Origin of the sequence: Synechococcus sp. Lug-A (assembly GCF_024345655.1) — a bacterium.
In the GTDB taxonomy this organism is placed as follows: domain Bacteria; phylum Cyanobacteriota; class Cyanobacteriia; order PCC-6307; family Cyanobiaceae; genus MW101C3.
The window spans coordinates 88,044-112,433 of the sequence record NZ_JAGQBN010000009.1 but is presented as its reverse complement, the minus strand read 5'-3'; the positions used below and the strand labels follow the sequence as shown (position 1 = coordinate 112,433).

The following is a 24,390-nucleotide window of genomic DNA, read 5'->3' as shown; positions in this document are numbered from 1 at the left end:
ACCATCTACGCTCCCGCTGTTTCGCCGCCCGCAGCACTCCGTGGCCCCATTGCCCGCTCCTCTGTGCCTGGCCCTGATCGCCGCTCTTGGCTTCGGCGCCCTGCTGCTGTGGCTGGAGCTGCGCCACCGGCTGCGGCCCGCTTCACCGCTGCGGCTGGATTCCCATGACTGGACGGTGCAGGAGCACCCAGCCGCCACTACCGGAGCGGCCCCTGCGGCGGTCGCGGGGGCCATCACCGTGGAAGGCGTGCTTCGCCTCAGCAACCCCCATGCCCGCATGGAGGTGATGGTGCCGGAAGTGGAGCTGCGGCCCACCCTGCTGGGCAAGGGCGACCTGAGCGGGGTCACCGTCACGGCCCGCCTCACCGCCGCCCATCCCGATGAGGACACCCGCGCCGATGGCTACTGGGCGGCCTACATCGTCAAAGGGAACAAGCAGACGGAGGCCCGCGTCTCGCTCACGATCGCCGCGCCGGCCGGCCGGCCGTCTGATGGCGCCGCCGGGCAGCAGCCGATCAATCCCCTTGCCCTGATCGACACCCTCTGGCTCGAGGTGTTGTGGATCAACTACGGCCCCTTTGGACGGCTGCAACGCCGTGACGGTCTGCTGATACCCCTGCGCAAGCCCGAGCCCCTGCAACCCGCCACCGCCCGCTGGCGAGCAGGGGAAGCCTGTCAGGTGCTGCCGCTGCCCACCCATCTGCTCGGCGTGCTGGATGATCCCGCCGACGTTCTGCGCCGCTACGCCGCTGCCGTGCTGCAACCCGGCGACATCCTCACGATCGGCGAAACACCGCTGGCGGTGATGCAGGGCCGCTACCAGCACCCGGCCATGGTGGAGCCATCGGCCCTGGCCCGCCTGCTCTGCCGGGTGTTCCATCCCACCAGCAGCCTGGCCACCGCCTGCGGCCTGCAGACCCTGATCGACGACGTGGGCCCGGCGCGGGTGCTGTGCGCCTGGCTGGCGGGCACCCTGATGAAACTGGTGGGCAGCCGCGGCGGCTTCTACCGCCTGGCGGGAGAGCAGGCACGCCTGATCGATGACATCACCGGCACCACCCCCCCCTACGACCAGACGATCGTGTTGGGCCCGGCCCACCCCGAGCGCAGCTGCCGTGAACTGGCCAGGCAACTGGGCGTGCCGGTGGCGGTGGTGGATGTGAATGATCTGGGCCGGGTGAAGGTGCTGGCCGCCAGCGAAGGCTGCGATGAGGGCCTGCTGCAGCGGGCATTGCGGCCCAATCCGGCCGGCAATGCCAACGAGCGCACGCCTCTGGTGGTGGTCCGCCCCGCCTGACCCTCACGCGCTGGCACCCCTCCGGCCAGCCGGTCCAGAACCGATACAGTCGGGTCACGACTGAAGTCACGTGCGGCACCCCATCCCCCTACGCCCCTCGGGAGGTGACCCGCTCGCCGCGCCGGGGGAGCTGCGGATCGAGCCGTTGCAGGGCTGGTCGTTGCCGCTGCTGAACGATGCCGCCTTCGCTGATCTGCAGCCGCTCTTGCAGCGCTCCCTTCTGCTGCGTCAGCCGGAGCGCCTGCTGAGTGCCCTGGTGCAGCGCCCGCCCCTGGTTCCTGAGGTTCTGGTGGCCTACGAGACAGCCGATTGCATGCTGGGGGTGAGCGTGGTGCGACGCCTCAACCGGAGTGGCAGCTGCTGGGGTGTGGAGGCGTTGCGGGTGGCACGCACCGCCCTGCAGCGGCCAGGCAGCCTCAGCGGCCAGGAGATCCAGGCGGGCCTGCTGCGCGAGGCGCTGCACCGCTGCAGCGGTGCCGCCAGCTGGATCGCCCGCTGTGACAGCACCGACACCGACCGGCTGGCACTGCTGCGGGAGCAGGGCTTTCAGCCCCTGCGGCACGAGGTCTCCTGGCTGTGGAACGCCCCGGCAGAGCCGGGCCCGGCTCTGCCGCCCCCTGGCGACCTGCAACTGCGGCCCCTGAATCGGCGCACCGCCGGCCTGATGCTGCACCTGGAGCAGGCGGCCTGCCCGGCGCTGCTGCGCCAGCTGCTTGACCGCCGGGTGGAGGATCTGCTCGACCAGAGCAGCGGCCCCAGTGCGCTCTGGCTCGACCCCAGCCGCCAGCAGGCAGTGGCGGGCGTGCGCCGGCTGCATCACCAGGGCCATGGCCCGGTGGATGTGCAGCTCACGGTGCATCCCGGTTGGTCGCGGCTGCACGGCCCGGCGCTGGAGCACCTGCTGATCCAGGCGGTGGCCAGCGATCCGGTGGTGCGCCTCTGCAGTGATGCCGGCGATGCGGAGCGCTGCGCCTGGTTGCGCAGCATCGGCGCCAGCCTGGAAGGCGAGCGGCTGCTGATGGCGCGCAGCGTCTGGCGCCGCCACGAGCAGGCCAGCAGCCGCGCCGCCAACTGGCGCCTCGACACCGTGCTCGAGCCGTTCAAACCGCGCCGTCGCACGGTGCCCACCCCTGCAGGACCGTCGGCGCTCACGCCCGCCGCACGCCCAACGCGGGCACTGGTGAGTGCCTCCTCCAGTGCGCTGTCCACCCTCCGGTGAGCGCCACCCCCGGCACGCGGCAACAACGCCAACCCCCACAGCCCCGCTCCGTGCTGGCGCTGGATGTGGGGCGGCGGCGCATCGGCCTGGCCGGTTGCGATCCGCTCGGGCTCACGGTCACCCCACTGCCGGCACTGGCGCGCGGGGCCTTCGCCCACGACCTGGAAACCCTGCGCGTCCTCAGCGCCAGCCGGCGGGTGCAGGCGCTGGTGGTGGGGCTGCCGCTCGACAGCCACCAGCAGCCCACGCCCCAGGCGGCCCACTGCCGCCGCTACGGCGAACGGCTGGCCCGCCACCTGAGCCTGCCGCTGGCCTGGGTGGATGAGCACGCGAGCAGCTGGGAAGCGGGCGAGCGCCACTGCCTGCACGGTGACCGCAGCGGCGCCCTCGACAGTGCCGCAGCGGCGCTGCTGCTGGAGCAATGGTTGCGGGAAGGTGACGAGCCGGTGACCTTGGCGACCCCCCTGCGGACAGCAGGCCGACGCTGAGACATTCTGAGAGGGTCTGACTCCCCCTCCATGAGTGCCGAAGGCCCCTCGATCACAGGATCCGGTGACGTGCCCACGGTTCTCGTCCGTGACGACCACGACCGCCAGCTGCTCTGCTTCCTCGAACAACTGATCCCGCTTGATGGGCACGATTACGCCCTGCTCACGCCGGTCGATACCCCGGTGTGCCTGTTCCGCCTGCAGGGCGACGACGAACCGGAGCCGATCGAAACCCTCGATGCCACCGAACCGATCCTGTCGGTGGCCGATGTGGTGCTGCAGGAGCACGACCTCACCCTGGTGCGTTCCGCCGTCACGCTCACGGTGAGCGGTGAGCTGGAGGAGCCCGATCCGGAGGATCTCGACGACGAGGACGGCGACGAAGACGACGACACCGACACCTACGAGCTGCTCGTCAGCTTCATGGTCGAAGACCAGGAGTACGGCCTGTACATTCCGCTCGACCCCTTCTTCGTGGTGGCCCGCATGCACAACGGCGAAGCAGTGCTGGTGGAAGGCGAGGAATTCGACCGCGTGCAGCCGCGAATCGAGGCTGAACTCGACGACAGGGAGAGCGCTGGGTGACCTCCCGCCACCTGCTGCAACCCGACTGGGAGCTGCAAACCAGCCTGGCCGGCCTGCCGCTGGAGCGGCTGATCGCCCAGAACATCAAGGCGCTGGTGCTGGATGTGGATCGCACCCTCATCCCGCGCCGGCAGTCGCAGCTGCCGCCTGCCGTGGAGCAGTGGCTGATTCAAGCCAAGCCGCACCTGCGCATTCATCTGTTCAGCAACAACCCGTCCCGGCGCCGCATCGGAGCGGTGGCGGATCAGCTTGACCTCCCCTACACCGTGTCAGCGGGCAAGCCGCGCCGCAGCACCCTGCGGCGGGTGCTGGCTGAGCTGAATCTGCCGGCGCGGCAGGTGGCCGTGGTGGGGGATCGCCTGTTCACCGATGTGCTGGTCGGCAACAGGCTCGGCCTGTTCACGGTGTTGGCCAAGCCGGTGGATGTGCACGGGCTGCCCTGCCGCGTCGACCATCTGCAACGGCTGGAGGTGCGGCTGGCGCGGCTGGCGGGAGCGGACCTGAAGGGATGACGCGACGTGTGATCAAGGTGGGCACCAGCCTGCTGCGGGGCTCGGCGGATCGCGACACCGCCTGTGTGATCGCCGATCTGGCGGCCAGCCTCAGCCAGCAACGTCGCCGGGGCGATCAGGTGACCCTGGTGACCAGCGGCGCCGTGGGCCTGGGCTGCCACGCCCTGCAGCTGGAAAAGCGCCCCACCGAAGTGGTGGCGCTGCAGGCGGCGGCGGCGGTGGGGCAGGGCCAGCTGATGGGGCTTTACGCCGAAGCCTTCGCCAGCCACGGCGTGCGTGTGGCGCAGGTGCTGCTCACCCGCGGCGACCTGGCCTCGCGTCGCCGCTACCAGAACGCCTGCCGCACCCTGGAACACCTGCTGGGTTGGGGCGTGATTCCGATCGTCAACGAAAACGACACCCTGGCCACCGACGAACTGCGCTTCGGCGACAACGACACCCTCTCGGCGCTGGTGGCGGTGGCGATCGGCGCCGAGGAACTGGTGCTGCTCACCGATGTCGACCGGCTCTATTCCGGTGATCCCCGCAGCGATGCCACAGTCGAGCCGATCGAGGAGGTGCGTGACCTCCAGGAGCTGGCCCGGCTCAGCAGCGTGGCCAGCGGGGGCGGGCGCTGGGGAACCGGCGGCATGACCACCAAGCTCACTGCCGCCCGCATCGCCACCTCCAGCGGGGTGCGCGTGCGGCTGGCGGACGGCCGCGACCCGCGCGTGCTGGAGGCCCTGGTGGCAGGCGAGAAAGTGGGAACGGTGTTTCAGCCCAGCTCCAGACCCCTGGCCGACCGCAAGGGCTGGATGGCCCATGCCCTGCTGCCCAAAGGGGATCTGGTGATCGATGCAGGGGCGCAGAAGGCGCTGGTGGAGCGGGGCGCGTCCCTGCTGGCGGTGGGCATCCGCGCCGTGGAGGGCCGCTTCGGCCGCCAGGACGCGGTGCGGCTGGTGTCGTTGCAGGGAGAGGAAATCGGCCGGGGCCTCTGCGCCCTGAGCAGCGAGGAGGTGCGGCAGGTGCTGGGCCTCAGCAGCAGCGACGTGCAGCGGGAGCTGCAGCAACCGGCAGGAGCGGCGGTGGTGCACCGCGACCATCTGGTGCTCACGGCCCTGGCACCCGCCAGCGACTGACCGCAGGGCAGGCCTACGATCCGGCCTCAGTTCGCGGCTCCGGCAGCATGCGCTTCAGCACCCTGCTGCTCCAGCTCGCCCAGCGGGGCCTGCTCAACGACTCCGCACCGCGGCATCTGGCAGGCGACCCCGAGCTGAGCGGGGCAGCCGCCGTGGATCAGGCCGCTGCCGGCCAGCTGTCCTTTCTCGAGCCCGGCCACCAGCTCAGTGCCGCCCTGGCCACCTGCCACGCCTCGGCGCTGCTGCTGCCGCTCGACCCGGAACTGCAGCAGTTGGCGCAGGAACGGGGCATGGCCTGGGTGGCCCTGAAGGATCCGCGGCTCGGGTTCGCTGAGGCCCTGGCGGCACTGCACCCGCCCCGGCACTGGCCCGCCGGCATTCACCCGTCGGCGGTGATCGATCCGAGCGCCAGCGTCGGCACCGGCGTGCACATCGCCGCCCATGTGGTGGTGGGGGCCGACTGCCTCGTGGGTGAGGGCTGCGTGCTCCATGCCGGCGTGGTGCTGTACCCCGACGTGCACCTGGCTGAGGGCTGTGAGCTGCATGCCAATGCGGTGCTCCATCCCGGCAGCCGTCTGGCGCGCGGCTGTGTGGTGCACTCCAACGCCGTGATCGGTTCGGAGGGGTTTGGCTTCGTGCCCACCGCCAATGGCTGGCGCAAGATGCCCCAGACCGGCCTGGTGGTGCTGGAGGAGCAGGTGGAGGTGGGCTGCGGCACCACGATCGATCGCCCATCGGTGGGGGAGACACGCATCGGCGCCGGCACCAAGATCGACAACCTCGTGCAGATCGGCCACGGCGTCGTCACCGGCCGGGGTTGTGCGCTGGCCGCCCAGGTGGGCATCGCCGGTGGCGCCCGTCTCGGCAACGGTGTGATCCTGGCGGGCCAGGTGGGTGTGGCCAACCGCACCACGATCGGGGATCGGGCGATCGCCTCGTCCAAGTCGGGCTTGCACGGCGACATCGCCGCCGGCGAGGTGGTGAGCGGCTATCCGGCGATCCCGAACCGCCTGTGGCTGCGCTGCTCGGCCGCCTTCAGCAAGTTGCCGGAGCTGGCCCGCAGCGTGCGCCAGCTCAAGGCCGCCGCCGGCGACCCCTGAGGACTGTGCGGGTGGGTCGATGGCTGTGCGTGTGGATCAGCGCCTGAGCCGGTAATCTCGCCAGTTGCCCCCGCCGCCTCGGCTGAACGCATGACCACGTACCGGATCACCCTCCTGCCCGGCGACGGCATCGGTCCGGAGATCACAGCGGTGGCCAGGCGGCTGCTGGAGGCAGTGAGCGCCAGCCACGGTTTTTCCTTCAGCTTCGACGAACAGCCGGTGGGAGGAGCGGCAATCGATGCCTGCGGCGTGCCGTTGCCGGAGCGCACACTCGAGGCCTGCCGCCAGAGCGATGCGGTGCTGCTGGCGGCGATCGGTGGTCCCCGCTACGACGGCCTGCCGCGCGAACAGCGCCCGGAAAGTGGCCTGCTGGCCCTCAGGGCCGGCCTCGGCCTGTTCGCCAACCTGCGCCCGGTGAAGATCATTCCGGCCCTGGCGGGCGCCAGCAGCCTCAAGCCTGAGGTGATCGAGGGCGTCGACCTGATGGTGGTGCGCGAGCTCACCGGCGGCGTCTACTTCGGCACCCCGAAAGGCCGGGTGGAGGCCGGTGGGCATGTGCGTGCCTTCAACACCATGGCCTACAGCGACTACGAAATCGATCGCATCGCCAAGGTGGCCTTCCAGCTGGCGACGGAACGTCGCGGACGGCTGTGTTCGGTCGACAAGGCCAACGTGCTCGATGTGAGCCAGCTCTGGCGCGACCGGGTCACGGCGATGGCCGCCGACTATCCGGCGGTGGAGCTCAGTCACCTCTACGTCGACAACGCCGCCATGCAGCTGGTGCGCTGGCCCAAGCAGTTCGATGTGCTGCTCACCAGCAACCTCTTCGGCGACATCCTCAGCGACGAAGCCGCCATGCTCACCGGCAGTATCGGCATGCTGCCGTCTGCCTCCCTGGGCAGCGACGGGCCGGGCCTGTTCGAGCCGGTGCACGGCTCAGCACCCGACATCGCCGGCCAGGATGTGGCCAATCCGATGGCGATGGTGCTCTCGGCCGCCATGCTGCTGCGGGTGGGTCTGCAGCGGCCTGAAGCCGCCGACGCCCTGGAGCGGGCCGTCGACCAGGTGCTGGCGGCGGGCTGCCGCACCGCTGACCTGATCGGTGAGGCCGACCTCGCCAGCGGCTGCACGCGGCTGGGCTGCGCCGCGATCGGTGATCGTCTGCTGGAAGCCCTCTGACCGGCGACCTGCCAAACTCACAGCCTCGTTTCTCCCCCGCTGCACCGATGTCCAAACGTCACCCGGTCGTGGCTGTCACCGGTTCCTCGGGCGCAGGCACCAGCACGGTCAAGCGCGCCTTCGAGCACATCTTCCAGCGGGAGGGCATCCAGCCGGTGGTGGTGGAGGGCGACAGCTTCCACCGCTTCGAGCGCGGCCCGATGAAGGAGGAGATGGCGAAGGCCCAGGCCAACGGCATCAACTTCTCCCACTTCGGTCCGGAAGCCAACCTCTTCGATCAACTCGAGGATCTGTTCCGGGCCTACGGCGAAACCGGCAGCGGCAAGAAGCGCTATTACCTGCACTCGGTCGAAGAGGCCGCCGAGCACAACGCCCGGCTTGGCACCCAGCTCGATCCCGGTCAGTTCACACCCTGGGAAGAGATCCCCACCGGCACCGATCTGCTCTTCTACGAAGGCCTGCACGGCGGCGTGGAGGGCGACGGCTACGACGTGGCCTCCCTGGTCGACCTGCTGATCGGCGTGGTGCCGATCGCCAACCTGGAATGGATCCAGAAGATCAGCCGTGACAACGCCGAGCGGGGCTACTCCGCCGAAACGATCGTAGACACGATTTTGCGGCGCATGCCCGACTACATCAACCACATCTGCCCCCAGTTCAGCCGCACGGACATCAACTTCCAGCGGGTGCCCACTGTGGACACCTCCAACCCATTCATCTGCCGCAACATCCCCACCCCTGACGAGAGCTTCGTGATCATTCACTTCCGCAAAGGGGCGCGGGAGAAGTGGGGGATCGATTTCTCCTACCTGCTGCGCATGATCAACGGCTCCTTCATGTCGAGCCCCACGAGCATCGTGGTGAACGGCGGCAAGATGGGCTTCGCGATGGAGCTGATCCTCACCCCGATCATCCACCGGCTGATCGAGGATAAGAAGAGCCTCTTCTGACCGATTAAGCTGCGCCCAAAGGTCGCGCCGGGGGAGGACGATTTCCATCGCCACATCTCCTGATTCTTCATCCGGTTCCGTCCCCCCGTCGTTCGTGATTCGGGGGGCCGCCGGCGCGGCCAACCATTCCATGCGCTGGGATCGGATCAACAGCGGCGATGTGCTCAGGCGAGCCCGTCAGGTGTACTACCACTACTGCGAACATGTCCCCGGCGGTAGTGAACCGCTGGGGATCGTGCTGCAGGAAGCCACTGATCAGGGCCGGGTGGTGTTCGAAGCCCCGGTGCTGTTGCCGGAGGAGCGGTTCATTCCACTGGAGATGATTGGCGGGCGGGGCGCACGCTCCCGCAACAACCGACGTCCATGACCCCCATCAGCCTCGAACCGATCGCCGTGCTGGCAGCCGTGCTTGGCGCCTGCGTCGGCAGTTTCCTGAACGTGGTGGCCTGGCGCCTGCCGCGCCGCGAATCGATCCTTTCGCCCCCCAGCCACTGCCCCCACTGCGGCACCACGCTGGCCTGGTATGAAAACCTGCCGGTGCTGGGCTGGCTGTGGCTGCGGGGCCGCTGCAACCACTGCCACGCACCGATCTCTCCCCGTTACCCGCTGGTGGAGCTGCTCACCGCCGGACTGTGGGTGGCCGTCGTGCTGGCCAGCCCTTCCGCCATGGGCGCGCCGCCGCTCTGGCTGCTGATGATTGCCGGCTGGGCGCTGATCAGCCTGCTGGTTCCGTTGGTGCTGATCGATGCCGATCAGCTGTGGCTGCCTGAACCGCTCTGCCGCTGGGGCCTGGTGGGGGGTCTGGTGGTCACCGCGCTGCTGGGGATCAGCCAGTCGGAGGCGATCGCCCGCCAGCTGCTGGTCAACCACCTGCTCGCCGCCGCCGTGGGGCTGCTGGTGTTTGAAGGGCTCAGCGCCCTGGGCGAGAAGCTGCTGGGCCGCCCCGCCCTCGGTCTGGGCGATGCCAAGCTCACGGCCCTGCTGGGGGCCTGGCTCGGGCTGCAGGGCATGGGCCTGGCGGTGGCCCTGGCCGTGCTGGGTGGCGCGGCACTGGGCTCGATCGGCCGCCTCACCGGCCGCCTGGGCCCGCATCAGCCCTTTCCATTCGGCCCCTTTCTGGCTTTCGGCGGCATCGCCGTGTGGCTTGCAGGCGAAGGCTGGTGGTTGCGCTGGTTCGGCGGCTGGCTGGGCTACCAGAGCCTCTGAGCGGCTTGCAGCGGCATGGCGCCGGCAGCGGCAGCTTTTAATGGTGATCCGTTCTTGCGCCTGTCGCCTCTCCCGTGTCGCTGTTCGACTGGTTCGCCGATCGCCGCAAGGCTGCACCGGTGGTGCGTGCCCCCCAAGAACTCGACGAGGGCGACGGGCTCTGGAGCAAGTGCCCGGAATGCGGCCTGGTGGTCTACCGGAAAGACCTGATTGCCAATGCCAGCGTCTGCAGCGGCTGCGGACACCATCTGCGCATCGACAGTGAAGCCCGCCTGCGGCTGATCGCCGATGAGGGCACGTTCCAGCCGCTCGATACCGATCTTTCCCCCACCGATCCGCTCGCCTTTAAAGACCGGCGCAGCTATGCCGATCGCCTGCGCGACACCCAGAGCAGCACCGGTCTGCGCGATGCGGTGATCACCGGCCTCTGCCGGATCGAGGGCATGCCCCTGGCGCTGGGCGTGATGGATTTCCGCTTCATGGGCGGCTCCATGGGTTCGGTGGTGGGCGAGAAGCTCACCCGCATGATCGAAACCGCCACCTTCCGCCGCTATCCGGTGTTGATCGTGTGCGCGTCTGGCGGGGCCCGCATGCAGGAAGGCATGCTCAGCCTGATGCAGATGGCCAAGATTTCCGGCGCCCTGCAGCGGCACCGCCAGGAGGAGCTGCTCTACATCCCCCTGCTCACCCACCCCACCACCGGTGGCGTCACCGCCAGCTTCGCGATGCTGGGCGACCTGATCCTGGCCGAACCGAAGGCCCTGATCGGCTTCGCCGGACGCCGGGTGATCGAGCAGACCCTGCGCGAGAAGCTGCCGGAAGGTTTCCAGACGGCTGAGTATCTGCAGGATCACGGCTTCGTCGACCTGATCGTGCCCCGCACCCGCTTCCGCTCCACCTTCGCGAGCCTGCTGCGGCTTCATGGCGTCACCCCCGCCGTAGCCGCTTGATGGGCTGGCTCACCAAGCAGCTCTTGCTGCCGCTTTTGCAGCGCTGGTCGCCCCAGCTCGCCGCCCACCGTTTCTGGTCGTTGGCCCGGGCGATGGTTTCCGGTTGCAGGCTCCAGGGCTTCATCGTGGCCGCCGCGCTGTTGCTCGCGCTGCTCCCGGCGCTGCTGCTGCCGGCTCCTGGCTTGTCGGGCGGTGCGGCCCTGGCCGGCCCGGTCAGCTGGAAGGAGGTGCCTGCCACAGCGGAAGGGCGCCAGTGGTGGGATGAGGGCAGCCTGAGGCTGAGCCGTGAGGGCTGGCTCTCCGTACTGAGCCGCTTTCAACCGGCGCCGCCCCCGGAAACAGACGACTCCGGTAACGCCACCAGGGCCAAGGCACGGCCCGGTCAGCTGTATGTGATGGACCTGGACTGCGGCCAGCGGCTGTATCGCGACACCTCCGTCAATGGCTTGCCCCGCTTCGGCGCCGACTGGCAACCCACCGGCGGGGATGCCCTGATCAGCGCGGTGCTGGAAGAAGCCTGCGCCGCCGGCGCCCCCCTGCTGGCCCTCCGATGACACTGCTCGAAGCAGCGCCCCTACGGGTAGCGGTGGCTGGCCTGGGATTCGGAGAAAAGGTGCACCTGCCGGCCCTGCGCGCCAGTGGCCGCACCGAACCTGTGGCGCTCTGGCACCCTCGACACGAGCGGGTTCAGCAGGCCGCCAGCGCCGCCTCCCTGCCTGGCTTCACAAACTTCGAGGCCCTGCTGGCGGACCCCGGCATCGAGGCGTTGGTGATCGCCACGCCGCCCGCCCCCCGCTTCGCCCTGGCGAAAGCCGCCCTCGACGCCGGCAAACACCTGCTGCTCGAGAAACCCGTGGGCGTTTCGGCGGAGCAAGTGGAGGAATTGCAGCGGTTGGCGATCAGCCGGGGGCTGCAGGTGGCGGTCAACTTCGAATACCGGGCGGTGCCGGTGTTTCAGCAACTGGCGGCCCTGCTGGCGGCTGGGGTGATCGGCGATCCCTGGCTGGTGAAACTCGACTGGCTGATGAGCAGCCGCGCCGATGCTTCCCGACCCTGGAACTGGTACGCCCAACGCAGCGAAGGTGGCGGTGTGCTGGGCGCCCTGGGCACCCACGCCTTCGACATGCTGCACTGGCTGATCGGCCCCACCCGGGAGCTGCAGGGCACACTCTCCACCGCCATCGACGCCCGCCCGCTGCCCGATGGCAGCGGCCGCCTGGCTGCCGTGGATGCGGAGGACATCGCCCTGCTGCAGCTGGGACTCGATGCGGGCCTCGCTACAGGCTTCGGCACAGGAAGCGCTGCTGGCAGTGGTGCTGGAAGCCAGCGGCTGGTGCCGGCCCAGGTGAGCCTGGCGGCAGTGGCCCGCCAGGGGCGCGGCTGCTGGCTCGAGTTGTACGGCAGCGAAGGCACGTTGGTGCTGGGCAGCGACAACCAGAGCGACTATGTGCATGGCTTCCACCTCTGGCGGGCAGGGCGAGGCGAAGCGTTGCAGCCTGTACCGGTGGACCCTGCTCTGGCCTTTGCCCGCACCTGGGCCGATGGGCGAATTGCCCCGGTGGCGCGCCTGCACCGCTGGTGGGCCGAAAGCGTGCGCACCGGTCAGCCGATGGTGCCGGGTCTCAGCGAGGGCTTCCGCAGCCAGCTCTGCTGCGATCTGGCCATCGCCGCCGCCGGCACCGGCCTGCGCCAGGACCTGCCGGTGGGTTGAGAGCGATCAGCATCGCCTAGAGTCGCGCGCATCCCGCGTCAGGGTTTCGAAGCCGGTGGCCTGGTCTCTTGGTCCGCCTCCCCTCGTTCACCGCGCTGGTGCCCCCGACGTGCCCACCCACACCCTCAGAGGTATTCCCCCATGGCCCTCGTTCCCCTTCGGCTGCTGCTCGACCATGCCGCTGAGAACGGCTATGGCATCCCTGCCTTCAACGTCAACAACCTGGAGCAGGTGCAGTCGATCATGGAGGCTGCCTATGAAACCGACAGCCCGGTGATCCTGCAGGCGTCCCGCGGCGCTCGCCAATACGCCGGTGAGATTTTCCTGCGTCACCTGATCATCGCCGCCACCGAAACCTATCCCGACATCCCGGTGGTGATGCACCAGGACCACGGCAACAGCCCTGCCACCTGCTTCGGTGCCGCCGCCAACGGCTTCACCTCGGTGATGATGGATGGCTCCCTGGAAGCCGACGCCAAAACCCCCGCCAGCTACGAGTACAACGTGGCCGTCACCAAGGAAGTGGTGGATGTGGCCCATGCCATCGGTGTGAGTGTGGAAGGCGAACTGGGCTGCCTGGGTTCCCTGGAAACCGGCAAGGGTGAAGCCGAAGACGGCCACGGTTTCGAAGGTGCCCTCTCCCGCGAGCAGCTGCTCACCGATCCTGCCGAAGCCGCCGACTTCGTCGCCAAAACGAAGGTGGATGCGCTGGCGATCGCCATCGGCACCAGCCACGGCGCCTACAAGTTCACCCGCAAGCCCACCGGCGAAGTGCTGGCCATTTCCCGCATCGCCGAAATCCACAAGGCGATCCCCAACACCCACCTGGTGATGCACGGCTCCAGCTCCGTGCCCCAGGAATGGCTCGACATGATCAACAAGTACGGCGGTGCCATTCCCGAAACCTATGGCGTGCCGGTCGAAGAGATCCAGAACGGCATCAAGAATGGCGTTCGCAAGGTCAACATCGACACCGACAACCGTCTGGCCTTCACTGCCGCTGTGCGGGAAGCCGCCTTCAAGGATCCTGCCAACTTCGATCCCCGCCACTTCAACAAGCCTGCACGGGCCTACATGAAGCAGGTGTGCCTTGATCGCTACCAGCAGTTCTGGTGCGCCGGCCAGGCCAGCAAGATCAAGCAGCAGAACATCAACTACTACGCCGCCCTTTACGCCAAAGGCGTCCTGGATCCCAAAACTGCTGTGGCCGTCTGAAGCGTCCACAATCTGCCTGTCGACAACCAACAGTGTCGGGCTCACGCAGTCCACGCTCGCGCGAATCACATCCACCCTGGGGCCTTCGGGCCCTTTTTTCATGGGGAGATTTCGGGCTTATGGCATCGGGCAGCCATGGGCCCTTTGGTCTCATGCCATCGAGAGCCATCCGGTCCCATTGGTCTGATGTGACATGGAACCACAGGCCCCTTTCGGGCTATCCATCCCATGAACCATGCCGCTCAGAGCTTCCGGCCTTGCTGCCTGTGGGACGTTCGGGCCAGTGGTTGTGTGGCGGCTGCAAGCTGATTGATCGCGCGAAAGCTTCCAATCGTCCTGCTACCACAGCCTGGCCTCAGAGTGTGTCGAGACCGGGGATCGGCAGGGGCGGAGGCGGGAAGGCGGGCAGTGAGTCGGCTGGGCTGGAGCCTTTGGCGGTGCCTTGGGTGAGCTTTTCAAGGGCAAGTTCAAGATCCCGGTCCATCACAAAGCGGCGCCCGTCGGTGACCACCACCCGCACCAGCGTCGGCAGGCTGTTGTTGCCCGACTCGAGGTAGATCGGCTCCACGTAGAGCAGACCATCACCCACCGGCAAGACCAGCAGGTTGCCATGCACCAGTCGGGCTCCTGCTCGGTTCCACAGACCGAACTGGAAGCTGATCTGAGGATCCTGCTCGATCAGCGCGGTGACCTGCTCCGGGCCCAGCAACAGCCGCTGCTGAGGGAAGCGCACAAGGAACAGTTCGCCGTAATGGGGAGGATCGTTGCGGGCAGCCAACCAGCCCACCAGGTTGGAGCGGCGCACCGGGGAGAAGGGCAGCAACAACACGAATTCCGGCCGCCGTTCTCCAGGCAGCTGGACAGTGGCGTGATACGGCTGCACCGCCACAGTTTCGGAGCCGTAGGTTTCGAGCGGCACCGACCAGACATCATCGCCGTTGTAGAACGTGCGCACATCGGTGACGTGATAGCGAAGCAGACGCTCCGATTGAATCTTGAACTGACTGTTGGGCACCCGGATGTGGGCCAGCAAGGCTGACGGCATGTCCGTGAGCGGGTGAAACAGTTCAGGGAAGGCCCGCTGCCAGGTGCGCAGCACCGGATCACTGGGATCGCTCACGTAGAACCACAGCCTGCCATCCTGTGCATCCACAACGGCTTTCACAGGATTGCGGAAATAACGGATGCCTTCCGCGTTGGCGTCACTATAGGGATAACTGCGGCTCGTGGTGTAACCATCGAGCATCCAGTATTGATGGTGCTTCTCGTCAAACTCCGAGGCGTTCTTCACGTTCACCGTCACCATGTACGGCTCACTTTCGAAGCGTAGGAAAGGGGCCAGAGCTTCCACCCGTTCATTCACCTGGCGCCGCAGCAGCAGCAAGGAGCGGGACGTGAACGAACCGGCCAGCAGCACCCGCGGCTCATGCAGGTACACCGCGGCTGTGAAACGCTGCCAGGCATTGGTGAGCGGAATGCCCCGTTCACCGTCGTAGTGGCTGTAAACGTTCAGCTCCCCGTCAGGGAAATCGAATTCCTGCACCTTGGTGGGCGCGATGGCGTAAGGCGCCGGAGCCGAAGCGAAGTACAGGCGTGGTCGGCCCACGGGAAAAGCGGCCTGCGCTTCAGCGTCCGTGATGCCCAGCTGGGAGATGCCCTGCACCCTGCCACTGCGACCGAGATCCTTCACGAAGAACAGCGGCAATCCGTCAGGCCCGAACACATTCACGGGTGACACGGTGAAGCCGTAGCCATGGGTGAAGACCAGATGCCGGTTCAGCCAGGTGCGCGATCCCTCAGGAAGCGCGGCGCTGTCCAGCTCCCTGGCGGAAATCAGCACCTGCTGGGAGGCCTGGTCCTCTCCGGCCGCGGAGAGGTCGTAGCGGTCGACGGCCGCTGAGGGGAACGTGTAATACAGGCGCAGTTGCTGCAATTGGCGGTTGGCCGCCAGCAAGGGCCCGCTGTCCCAGAGGCGGATGTTGGCCAGGGTGCCCGGCGCTTCGACAAGGTCGGCGGCGGTGATGCGTTGCAGGGGCTCCAGGGTTGTGTTGCGCACCTCCTCAAGGCCGAAGGCGCGCCGGGTGGCACGGATGCTGCGCTCGATGTAGGGCGTTTCCACCGCCAGCTCGCGCGGCTGCACCCAGAAGCGCTGCGCCTGCGGCGCCACCGCGAACTCGGCCACCGGCAGCAGCAGAGCCGTGGCCAGCAGCGGGAGCACCACCACGCGGCGCAGCCAGGTGCGTCGCACCGGCAGCGCCAACCCCAGCGCCGCCAGCATCAACAGCAGGGCCAGCAGCAGCCGGATGGGCAGGCGCACATGCAGGTCGACGAAGCCGGCGCCTGCCGCTACACCGCTCCCCTGCACCATCAACGCAAACGGGGAGAGCGCATTGCTGAGCGAGGCCAGCGCCGCCAGCACGGCGATCTGGGGCTTGAGCACGCCCTGCTGGTCACGGCTCAAGCCCACGAAGCGGAGGTCGCTGAGGCTGGATCCTTCGGTGAAGCTGACCCAGAGGCAGCCGGCAAGCCCCACCACCAACTGCGCGATCAGCACGCTGAGCAGCAGCTGCAGAGCCGGCAGCCGCAGCACTGAAAAGCTGAGATCGAAATGGGTGAGCGGATCGGCTTCACCGAACGGCACGGCCAGCAGTGCCGGCAGCCACAGGCTCCAGCCGCGCGCCAGGGCTGTGGCCGAACCCGCCAGCGCCGCCACCAGCACCAGCCGCAGCACCGGCAGCGGCCGCACCAGCAGCAACAGGCCGAGCAGGGCGGCCAGCAGCCCCACCCCTACGGGCGAGAGGCCGGCCAACGCAGACAGGCCACTCACCACATCGCCATCGAAGGGATCGGTGATCAGGCCCCGGGCCTGCACGAACAGAAACATGAGCCCTGTGCTGAGCAGCAGCAGCAAGGCCAGCAACGTGCACACCAGCGCGAGGGGGCCCATCCGCAGCAGGGGCTGGCGCGGCAACGGCTTGGCTGTGGCCTCGCTGCGCAATCGCCAGCAGCGGTGGAGTTGCTGCAACTGCAGCGGGACCCCGACTCCCATCACCAGGAGGAACCCGAGCACCTGCAGCATCCAGCGGCGCAACAGCACCTGCTGAAAGTCGAACTGCGAGTACCACGCCCATTCGATGCTCAGCCGCGAGACCACGAGCACGCCGAAGGCGAGCAGGGGCACGAGCAGCAGGCCCGCCAGCAGCGGTGGCTTCAGGCGAGGGAAACGGTGGGGCACGGGCTGAGGCTAAACAGGCATCGGACGCTGACAAGCCTGCGGCCTGAATGGCACTCCGAAGGTAACTGAATACCCGACTTCAGAGATCGGATATTTCCGTGCCTTCTGCTCATCGCTGCTAGCTTTCGATTCAACGCTGCAGTGAGCCTGTGACGGCCACCCTCTCTCGTGCCACCTTCACGGGGCTGCGCTGCAAGGAATGCGGCCACCCCTACGACGCCGGAGCCCGCCACGTCTGCGAAGACGTCTGTTTCGGGCCTCTGGAAGTCGTCTACGACTACGACGCCATCCGCGCCCGGGTCACCCGGGCCACGATCGAAGCCGGCCCGGCCTCCATCTGGCGCTACCGCGAATTTCTGCCCGTGCAGGGCGATCCCATTGATGTGGGCACCGGGTTCACCCCCCTGGTGCGGGCCAACCGTCTGGCCCGGCGCCTCGGCCTCAAGAGCCTCTATATCAAGAACGACGGCGTCAACATGCCCACCCTGTCCTTCAAGGACCGGGTGGTGTCGGTGGCCCTCACCCGCGCCCGCGAGCTCGGCTTCACCACGGTGAGCTGCGCCAGCACCGGCAACCTGGCCAACTCCACAGCTGCCATCGCTGCCCATGCGGGCCTTGAGTGCTGCGTCTTCATCCCCGCTGATCTGGAGCTCGGCAAGGTGCTCGGCACCTTGATCTACAACCCCACCCTGATGGCGGTGAAGGGCAACTACGACCAGGTCAACAGGCTGTGTTCCGAAGTGGCCAACACCTACGGCTGGGGCTTCGTGAACATCAACCTGCGCCCCTACTACTCAGAAGGCTCCAAAACCCTCGGCTACGAGGTGATCGAGCAGCTGGGCTGGCAACTGCCCGACCACATCGTGGCGCCGCTGGCTTCCGGTTCCCTGTTCACCAAGATCCGCAAGGGCTTCGACGAATTCATCAAAGTCGGCCTTGTCGATGAAAAGCCGGTGCGCTTCAGCGGCGCCCAGGCCGAGGGCTGCTCACCAATCGCCCAGGCCTTCGATGCGGGCCGTGATTTCATCACCCCCGTCAAGCCCGACACCATCGCCAAATCGATCGCCATCGGCAACCCTGCCGACGGCCCCTACGCCCTCGACATCGCCCGCCGCACGGGCGGCACCATCGCCTCCGTCACCGACGAGGAGATCGTGGCCGGCATCCAGTTGCTGGCCGAAACCGAGGGCGTGTTCACCGAAACGGCCGGCGGTACCACCATCGCCGTGCTCAAGAAACTCGCCGAGCAGGGCAAGATCGATCCAGACGAAACCACCGTCGCCTACATCACCGGCAACGGACTCAAAACCCTTGAGGCCGTCAGCGGGGTTGTCGGCGAGCCCCACACGATCGAACCTCAGCTCAGCAGCTTCAATGCCGCCTGGGAGCGGGCCCAATCCCTGCATCGCGCCACATGGGAGCCGATGGGGGTCTGACCCCAGCCCACCGGGATTCCCGGCGATTTCATTCCTTCCTTCCCCCTTGCCCAAGTCCCATGGCGATTCAGGTCCTCATTCCCACTCCGCTGCAGAAGTACACCGCCGATCAGGCCAGCGTGGAACTGGAAGCCTCCAGCGTGGATGCCCTGCTGCAGGAGCTCGACAGCCAGTTCCCCGGCATCAAGGCACGTCTCACCGATGAGCAGGGCAAGCTGCGGCGCTTCCTGAACGTCTACGTGAACAGCGAAGACATCCGCTTCCTCGATAACCAGGCGACCCCCTTGAGCGATGGCGATGAAGTGAGCATCGTGCCGGCCGTGGCTGGTGGCTGAGGCCGGCAGCAGGCCAAAGGGTGTCATCGGCGGCCACCCCCCGGCTCCAGGCTTGCGTCAATAGGCTCACCGACATCACCAAGCGGCTGGATCCATGACCCAGACCAAGCCACCAACCGCCACCTCGCCGAGCAGCTCGAGCCGGCCCTCCGCAGCACCTGCAAGCAGCCCAAGCCCCACCGCCCAGCTGTTCGACTATCGCCAGGCAGCCAACCCGATCCGCCACGGGCTGACCGAACCGATCCCGGACCAGCGCTGGGGCCCTGAACTGCACGCCAGCGGTCCGACGGCCGTGCTGCCCCTTGATCTGAGCGCGGCTCTCGGCTGCAGCGGCCCGGCTACCAGTCCGGCCCTCTCCGCCAACTTCATTCGTCTGCTGGCCGGGGAGTCGATCGAGGCCAGCGCCAACGCCACCAGCCTCCTGTTTTACGTGCTCCACGGCGAAGGCCGCTGCCACCGGCAGGGCAACGGCATCGCCCCGGCCTTCCGCCAGAGCTGGGGTCAGGGCGATCTGTTCGTGCTGCCGGCCGGAGCCACGCCGCAGCTGGAGGCCACGGCCGAGAGCGTTCTCTACTGGGTGCACGACGCTCCTCTGCTCCGTCATCTGGGTGTGAGCCCCGATCAGGCGCGCTTTGAGGCCACCTACTACCCAGGCAGCTGGCTGCGCCAGGAGCTGGCGCTGCTGGCAGCCGACCCCAGCAGCGCCCGCAGCAACCGGCTGAGCCTGCTGCTGGCCAATACCGCCCTGCCTGCCAGCCGCACGGTCACCCATACCCTCTGGGCCATGTACGGCATGGTGCCGGCCGGAGCCGTCCAGCCACCGCACCGGCATCAGTCGGTGGCGCTTGATCTGGTGATCGACTGCGATCCCGGTTGCGCCACCCTCTCGGGCAGCGAGCTCAATGCCGACGGCACCATCCGCAACCCCGTGCGCATGGAGTGGGAACCCGGTGCCGCCTTCGTGACCCCGCCAGGGCAGTGGCATTCCCACGTGAACGAAAGCGGCCGCACTGCCCTGTTGCTGCCCATTCAGGACGCCGGCCTGCACACCTACCTGCGCAGCCTCGACATCCGTTTCAGCTGAGCAGGTGGTTTCGGTTCATTCGATCGAACAGGTCGCCTGATCACAGGGTGACCTGATCCAATCGTTCGTTCGCTCGAACACACCAGTGCATCGAGCAGGCCAGTGATCGAAGAGCTCGTGGAGATCGACCGTTCGCCTGTTCTTCTGGGCTAGTGCCCTGATGAATCGAGTGCCGAACCACAGCCTCGCCTGCGCAGCCCGCTCAGGCCGCGGGGGTGGGCGTAAGCGCCCTCTGGGTGGTGGCCATGAGGTTGGCTTCATAGCGGTCCACGATGGCCCGGAAGTCATCACCGCTCAGGGTTTCCCGCTCGATCAGCAGCTCCACCAGATCATCAAGCAGGTCACGGCGCGGCTCCAGTTCGGCGACAGCCCGCTCGAGCGCCTCCTGGGAGAGCGCGCGCACCTGAGCATCAATGCGGCGGCCGGTGGTTTCGGCGTAGCTGGGCCGCGTGTGGATCAGATCGCGACCAAGAAACACTTCAGCGGCATCACCTTCAAGTGCGACCGGCCCCAGCGGTGAAAAGCCGTAGCGGGTGACCATCTCGCGGCAGATGCGGGTGGCCATCTGCAGGTCGCCGGAAGCACCCTGGGTGATTTCGCTGGGGCCGAACACCACCAGCTCAGCGGCGCGACCGCCCATCACGACCACCAGCCGGGCCTGCAGATACGCGCGGCTGATCAACCCGGAATCAATGATGTCCTCATCTGGCATGGTGCGGGCAAAGCCGCCGACGCCGCCGGCCCGCGGCAGCAGGGTCACCTTGTCGAGGCGATCCGCGTGGGGAATGAGGGTGGTGAGCAGGGCGTGCCCCACTTCGTGGTACGCGATCAGGCGCTTCTTGGCGCTGTCGAGCAGGGGAGCCACGGCCAGGCCCATGGTGATGCGCTCCAGGGCATCGCTGAGCGCCTGGTCATCGATGCTGGCTTTCTGGCGGCGTGCGGTGAGGATGGCCGCCTCATTGAGCAGGTTGGCCAGATCCGCTCCGGAGAATCCAGGCGTGCGGGCGGCCCAGGTGGCCATTGACACCTCGTCCGAGAGGGGCCTGCTGCGGGCATGCACAGCCAGGATCGCTTCGCGGCCGCGCCGGTCGGGCAGATCCACGCTGATCTGGCGATCAAAGCGACCGGGCCGGGTGAGGGCCACATCCAGAACATCCGGCCGGTTGGTGGCCGCCAGCAGGATCACGCCGGAGTTTTCCTCGAAGCCATCCATTTCGGTGAGGAGCTGATTGAGGGTCTGCTCCCGTTCGTCGTTGCCACCGCCGATGCCCGCTCCACGCTGGCGCCCCACGGCATCAACTTCATCAATGAAGATGATGCAGGGAGCCTTTTCCTTGGCGCGGCGGAACAGGTCGCGGACCCGGCTGGCGCCCACGCCCACGAACAACTCCACGAACTCCGAGGCCGCCATCGAGAAGAAGGGCACACCCGCCTCGCCGGCGATCGCCTTGGCAAGGAGGGTTTTGCCGGTGCCAGGCGGGCCCACCAGCAGCACACCGCGCGGAATCTTGGCGCCGATGGAGGTGAAGCGCTCGGGCTGGCGCAGGAAGCTCACCACCTCCTGCAGTTCTTCCTTGGCCTCGTTGATGCCCGCCACATCCTCGAAGCGCACCAACACCGTGCCTTCGGGCTGGAGGCGCGGCTGGCTGCGCCCGAAGCCGATCGCCTTGTTGGCCACCTGGGAGGAGCGCCGGATCAGCAGCGTGAGACCCCCCACCAGCATCACCACCAGCAGCACATTGACCACCAGGCCAGCGGTGGCATCTTCCTGGCGATCATCACGGACGCTGAGCGGCACCTTGGCCTGTTCGGCGGTGCTGAGCAGCAGGGTGTCGTTGGCGAACACCGGCACCCGCGCTTTGCTGCCATCGGCCATGGTGACCAGGGCTTCCCGCTGGCGCAGCGACAGCTCCACCTCCTTCACCTGGCCGGCCCGCATCAGGGCCAGCAGCTCGCTGTAGGTAGGGGCCGGAGCCTGCTGCACGCCAAAATTGCCGAAGAGACCAGGCCGAGACTCGGCAGCAGCCGGAGGCAGTGCTGCTGGCGTCGCTTGACCGGGAGGCTGGTCTTGAGCTGCTTTCTCCGTAGGGGTCGGCTCTGCGGTGGAACGTTCTGAGGCGGAGCCTTCTGTGGCGGCCTGCTCAGCGTCGGGCTGTGTTGGAGGGGTCTGGTTGCCGGGAGTAGGACTGGTGCTGGTGGCGGCTGGCCTCGATTCAACGGCAGGAGCCGCTGTGGGATCTGGGGCAACCGACAGGGCAGCGGTGGACCCGCTGGACCAGAGCGGATGCACAGGAGGCGCGCTGCTCACGGGGATTTGCTTCTCCTTGGAGCTTAGCGATTTGACGAAAGGCAGGCCGGCAGCGGAAAGTAGTTGTTTGGCAGTAGGTAGGGAATGGCTGTTCCCAAGAAGAAAACGTCCAAAGGCAAGCGCAATCAGCGCCACGCGCACTGGAAAGCCAAAGCTGGCGTTGCCGCCAGCAAGGCGCTCTCCCTCGGCAAAGCCGTGCTCAGCGGCCGGGCTCAGGGCTTCGTCTATCCGATCGACGACAGCGCCGAAACCGAAGAGAGCTGAGGACCTGCCAGGCGGGCCTGCTCACCGGTGCCCATCCAACGGAAGCGGCGCCGGCTGTCCAGTAGCCCCACCGCTTCCACAACCTGCTCCTGGCCTGGGTCGGTGCACCAGACCAAGGGATCCTGGTAAAGGGCTGGTGGGAGAGAACACAGACTGGCCCGCACAATCCTTTCCAGGTCGGCCCCACGCAACGCTATGGCTGCCGGGAGTGGACCTTCTGTGGAGCTTCGGAAAGCGGAAGCGCTGATCCCGGCGTCCCCACCCATTGAGCCGCCCAAGCGGCGCTGGCGCGCTTCAGCCTGAAAGCGCCAGCGGCGTGGCCAGCTCCAGTCGAGCGGTCGCAGCACCCACAGCCCATCCAGCTGCGCCCACACCGGCGCGTAGGGCAACAGCGCAGCGTCCCACTGCGGCAGCCAGGCCTGTTCCTCGGGCGTCAACCCCAGTGCCGCCCCACCCGCCAGCCGCTCCAGCCGCCCCGCCAGTGCTGCCGGGCCAATCGGACGGCAACCAATCATCCAGCCCTCCAGCAGCACCACATCGGCCTGCTGGGCGCTCCAACCGCTGCGATCACCACGCCCTTGCCGCAGGCGTTTATCGAAGCGGGGCCAGCGCAGGATCCCTTCCTGGCGCCAGCGTGTGAGCTGGTGGGCGAGCAGGTCCGCGTCATGGCTGCCAGGAGGAACCCGGTCGACACCAAAGGGATTGCCCGCCATGCGGCTGATGCGCTCCTGCCAGGGCCAGTAGAAGTCGTCGATCGAGAGGCTGCTCAGGCTGAGGCCCAGCGCCGGTGCCAAGGCGCTCAGCCAGGCACCGAGGCTGGATTTGCCGGCCCCCACCGGGGCGTTGAGGCCGATCAGCAGGCGCTTGCCCTTGGCCACCTCGCGCTGGCAGCGGGTCAGCAGCGGTAACACCACCGCCCAGCGCGGATCAGGCGGAATGGACAGGGCGTCGGGATGCTGCCGCCAGCGCTCCTGCCAGGCCACAGCATCCGCCACACCGCAGGCCTGCAGCAGGCGGCCGTAGGGAGCCTCAGGCCAGAGCGGGGTGTACGACGGCTCTGGAGTGTGCGTCACGAGCCCAGCTTGAACGCCTCTGCCACCACGGCGTAGACGAACCCGAGGCGCAGGTGGTCGCAGATCACCCAGGCCAGGGTGGGTTCACCGCGCACCTGGTGGCTGCGCACCCGTACCAGCACTTCGAGCAGCACCACCAGCAGAAGCACCACCACCGGCCGCTGCCCGATGGTGACGAGGAAATAGGAGGTGAGGTTGTTACCGCCGAAATACCCGGCCAGCAGGGCGATCAACGACAGGCTGCGGCGTCGCCAGGTGCCACGCACCCCCTGCAGCAGGGCAGCGGCGCTGCGATCGAGCAGGTGCTGAAAGCGGGTGGCCTGAACCGGCGGGGTGCTCATGACGGAACGGCCAGCTGCTCCAGGTAGGAGAGCGTGATCAGGCCGTCAGGGCAAGGTGGGCCCTGCAGCACCGAGACGGGAGCGCCGCCCTCACCCAGCTGGCTCACAATGGCGGCCGCCCCCTCGAACACAGCGAGCGGTTCCTGGCGTGTGGCTTCGCTGAGGGTCACCAGGGTGCGCAGGCCAGCGGCCGTGGCGGCCCGAGTGCCGTTGCTGGAATCCTCAATTGCCACCACCGCTGCCGCCGGCATCGCCAACTGGCTGAGGGCGAGGGTGTAAGCGTCGGGCGAAGGCTTGAGGGCAGCCACGTCGTCGCCGCACACAAGAAAGGCGAAGGTGGCAGCCCCCCCAGGCAACAGGCGATCGATCAGTGCCTGCGCGGAAACGCGCCCGCTGGTGGTGACCACCGCCTGGCGGAGGCCGGCGCTGGCGGCGGCCGTGATCAGCCGCTCGACGCCCGGGCGCAGCCGGATCGCCCCGGATGCCATCAGGGCTGTGTAGTGCTGTTGCTTGCGACGCACCAGGGCATCCAGCAAGGCGGGATCGGGGGGCTCAGGCCCCTGGTCGCTGAGATAGACGCGCAACCGCTCCCGGCCGCCACTGATCGCCAGCAACTGGATGTAGGTGGCCGGATCCCAGTGCCAGGGGAGACCTTCCTCGGCAAACGCCAGGTTGAAGGCCGGGCGATGACCGTCCAGCTCCGTTTCCGCCAGCGTGCCGTCCACGTCCCAAAGCAGGGCGCCAAGGGAAGGCTTCAGAGGAGCGTCATCCATGCAGGGAGGGT

General features: G+C 67.7%; 24 protein-coding genes. 19 read left to right on the top strand and 5 right to left on the bottom strand.

What is annotated here, in order from left to right; all coding sequences use genetic code 11:
* Positions 1 to 49: 49 nt before the first annotated feature.
* The 15 genes from KBY86_RS08520 (at position 50) to fba (ending at position 13,530) form a co-directional block, all read left to right on the top strand.
* Entirely contained in the window at positions 50 to 1,297 is a 1,248-nt protein-coding gene (locus KBY86_RS08520; RefSeq protein WP_255140831.1) for a F420-0:Gamma-glutamyl ligase, read from the top strand.
* A 70-nt stretch (positions 1,298 to 1,367) separates the two neighbouring features.
* Entirely contained in the window at positions 1,368 to 2,516 is a 1,149-nt protein-coding gene (locus KBY86_RS08515; RefSeq protein WP_255140830.1) for a hypothetical protein, read from the top strand.
* The gene (gene ruvX, locus KBY86_RS08510) at positions 2,513 to 3,004 is read left to right on the top strand and encodes a Holliday junction resolvase RuvX (RefSeq protein ID WP_255140829.1); all 492 of its coding nucleotides are present in this window, start codon (positions 2,513 to 2,515) and stop codon (positions 3,002 to 3,004) included. The genes KBY86_RS08515 and ruvX overlap by 4 nt, the downstream gene beginning before the upstream one ends.
* Positions 3,005 to 3,034: 30 nt before the next feature.
* Positions 3,035 to 3,589, top strand: a complete 555-nt coding sequence (locus tag KBY86_RS08505; protein WP_094510671.1) for a DUF3727 domain-containing protein — start codon at positions 3,035 to 3,037, stop codon at positions 3,587 to 3,589.
* Complete coding sequence (locus KBY86_RS08500) at positions 3,586 to 4,101, top strand: YqeG family HAD IIIA-type phosphatase (RefSeq protein ID WP_094510672.1); 516 nt, start codon at positions 3,586 to 3,588, stop codon at positions 4,099 to 4,101. Before KBY86_RS08505 ends, KBY86_RS08500 begins: the two co-directional genes overlap by 4 nt.
* Positions 4,098 to 5,219: a glutamate 5-kinase gene (proB, locus tag KBY86_RS08495; protein ID WP_255140828.1), complete on the top strand. Its 1,122-nt coding sequence runs from the start codon at positions 4,098 to 4,100 to the stop codon at positions 5,217 to 5,219. The genes KBY86_RS08500 and proB overlap by 4 nt, the downstream gene beginning before the upstream one ends.
* Before the next feature lie 47 nt (positions 5,220 to 5,266).
* Positions 5,267 to 6,319, top strand: coding sequence for a UDP-3-O-(3-hydroxymyristoyl)glucosamine N-acyltransferase (gene lpxD / locus KBY86_RS08490; protein WP_094510674.1), 1,053 nt, complete (start codon positions 5,267 to 5,269; stop codon positions 6,317 to 6,319).
* A 90-nt stretch (positions 6,320 to 6,409) separates the two neighbouring features.
* Positions 6,410 to 7,498, top strand: a complete 1,089-nt coding sequence (leuB, locus tag KBY86_RS08485) for a 3-isopropylmalate dehydrogenase (protein WP_255140827.1) — start codon at positions 6,410 to 6,412, stop codon at positions 7,496 to 7,498.
* A gap of 47 nt (positions 7,499 to 7,545) precedes the next feature.
* The gene (locus KBY86_RS08480) at positions 7,546 to 8,448 is read left to right on the top strand and encodes a phosphoribulokinase (protein WP_255099343.1); all 903 of its coding nucleotides are present in this window, start codon (positions 7,546 to 7,548) and stop codon (positions 8,446 to 8,448) included.
* A 130-nt stretch (positions 8,449 to 8,578) separates the two neighbouring features.
* Complete coding sequence (locus KBY86_RS08475; RefSeq protein WP_094510786.1) at positions 8,579 to 8,815, top strand: hypothetical protein; 237 nt, start codon at positions 8,579 to 8,581, stop codon at positions 8,813 to 8,815.
* On the top strand, positions 8,812 to 9,654 hold the full coding sequence (locus tag KBY86_RS08470) for an A24 family peptidase (protein WP_255099345.1): 843 nt from the start codon (positions 8,812 to 8,814) through the stop codon (positions 9,652 to 9,654). The genes KBY86_RS08475 and KBY86_RS08470 overlap by 4 nt, the downstream gene beginning before the upstream one ends.
* A 74-nt stretch (positions 9,655 to 9,728) precedes the next feature.
* Positions 9,729 to 10,604 carry an acetyl-CoA carboxylase, carboxyltransferase subunit beta gene (accD, locus tag KBY86_RS08465; RefSeq protein ID WP_094510678.1) on the top strand — a complete coding sequence of 292 codons (876 nt, stop codon included), beginning with the start codon at positions 9,729 to 9,731 and terminating at the stop codon, positions 10,602 to 10,604.
* A gap of 23 nt (positions 10,605 to 10,627) precedes the next feature.
* Entirely contained in the window at positions 10,628 to 11,158 is a 531-nt protein-coding gene (locus KBY86_RS08460; protein ID WP_315855847.1) for a hypothetical protein, read from the top strand.
* Positions 11,155 to 12,315 (top strand): Gfo/Idh/MocA family protein, encoded by a 1,161-nt coding sequence (locus tag KBY86_RS08455; RefSeq protein WP_255099347.1) that lies wholly within the window; start codon positions 11,155 to 11,157, stop codon positions 12,313 to 12,315. The genes KBY86_RS08460 and KBY86_RS08455 overlap by 4 nt, the downstream gene beginning before the upstream one ends.
* Positions 12,316 to 12,456: 141 nt before the next feature.
* Positions 12,457 to 13,530 (top strand): class II fructose-bisphosphate aldolase, encoded by a 1,074-nt coding sequence (gene fba / locus KBY86_RS08450; RefSeq protein WP_094510680.1) that lies wholly within the window; start codon positions 12,457 to 12,459, stop codon positions 13,528 to 13,530.
* Positions 13,531 to 13,885: 355 nt separating this feature from the next.
* Here the strand turns inward: fba and KBY86_RS08445 are convergent, their stop codons facing one another.
* Positions 13,886 to 16,765 (bottom strand): UPF0182 family protein, encoded by a 2,880-nt coding sequence (locus tag KBY86_RS08445; protein ID WP_255099349.1) that lies wholly within the window; start codon positions 16,763 to 16,765, stop codon positions 13,886 to 13,888.
* A gap of 149 nt (positions 16,766 to 16,914) precedes the next feature.
* Here KBY86_RS08445 and thrC point away from each other — a divergent pair, with 149 nt between their 5' ends.
* The 3 genes from thrC (at position 16,915) to KBY86_RS08430 (ending at position 19,620) form a co-directional block, all read left to right on the top strand.
* Complete coding sequence (thrC, locus tag KBY86_RS08440) at positions 16,915 to 18,201, top strand: threonine synthase (RefSeq protein ID WP_094510682.1); 1,287 nt, start codon at positions 16,915 to 16,917, stop codon at positions 18,199 to 18,201.
* 59 nt (positions 18,202 to 18,260) lie between these two features.
* The gene (locus KBY86_RS08435; protein ID WP_094510683.1) at positions 18,261 to 18,536 is read left to right on the top strand and encodes a MoaD/ThiS family protein; all 276 of its coding nucleotides are present in this window, start codon (positions 18,261 to 18,263) and stop codon (positions 18,534 to 18,536) included.
* Positions 18,537 to 18,630: 94 nt separating this feature from the next.
* Positions 18,631 to 19,620 (top strand): cupin, encoded by a 990-nt coding sequence (locus KBY86_RS08430; protein ID WP_255140826.1) that lies wholly within the window; start codon positions 18,631 to 18,633, stop codon positions 19,618 to 19,620.
* Between the two features lie 202 nt (positions 19,621 to 19,822).
* Here KBY86_RS08430 and ftsH read toward each other — a convergent pair whose 3' ends face one another.
* Positions 19,823 to 21,604 carry an ATP-dependent zinc metalloprotease FtsH gene (gene ftsH / locus KBY86_RS08425; RefSeq protein ID WP_255140825.1) on the bottom strand — a complete coding sequence of 594 codons (1,782 nt, stop codon included), beginning with the start codon at positions 21,602 to 21,604 and terminating at the stop codon, positions 19,823 to 19,825.
* A gap of 408 nt (positions 21,605 to 22,012) precedes the next feature.
* On the opposite strand from ftsH, the gene rpmF reads away from it, so the two are divergent.
* Complete coding sequence (rpmF, locus tag KBY86_RS08420; protein ID WP_094510684.1) at positions 22,013 to 22,192, top strand: 50S ribosomal protein L32; 180 nt, start codon at positions 22,013 to 22,015, stop codon at positions 22,190 to 22,192.
* On the opposite strand, the gene KBY86_RS08415 is transcribed toward rpmF, so the two are convergent.
* The 3 genes from KBY86_RS08415 to KBY86_RS08405 are packed head-to-tail and all read right to left on the bottom strand — an operon-like array spanning position 22,153 to position 24,379.
* A complete protein-coding gene (locus KBY86_RS08415) occupies positions 22,153 to 23,265 on the bottom strand; it encodes a hypothetical protein (RefSeq protein WP_255140824.1) in 1,113 nt (370 codons plus the stop codon). The genes rpmF and KBY86_RS08415 overlap by 40 nt on opposite strands.
* Positions 23,262 to 23,606 (bottom strand): DUF565 domain-containing protein, encoded by a 345-nt coding sequence (locus KBY86_RS08410; RefSeq protein WP_094510686.1) that lies wholly within the window; start codon positions 23,604 to 23,606, stop codon positions 23,262 to 23,264. The genes KBY86_RS08415 and KBY86_RS08410 overlap by 4 nt, the downstream gene beginning before the upstream one ends.
* A complete protein-coding gene (locus KBY86_RS08405) occupies positions 23,603 to 24,379 on the bottom strand; it encodes an HAD-IA family hydrolase (RefSeq protein ID WP_255140823.1) in 777 nt (258 codons plus the stop codon). Before KBY86_RS08405 ends, KBY86_RS08410 begins: the two co-directional genes overlap by 4 nt.
* Positions 24,380 to 24,390 lie beyond the last annotated feature (11 nt).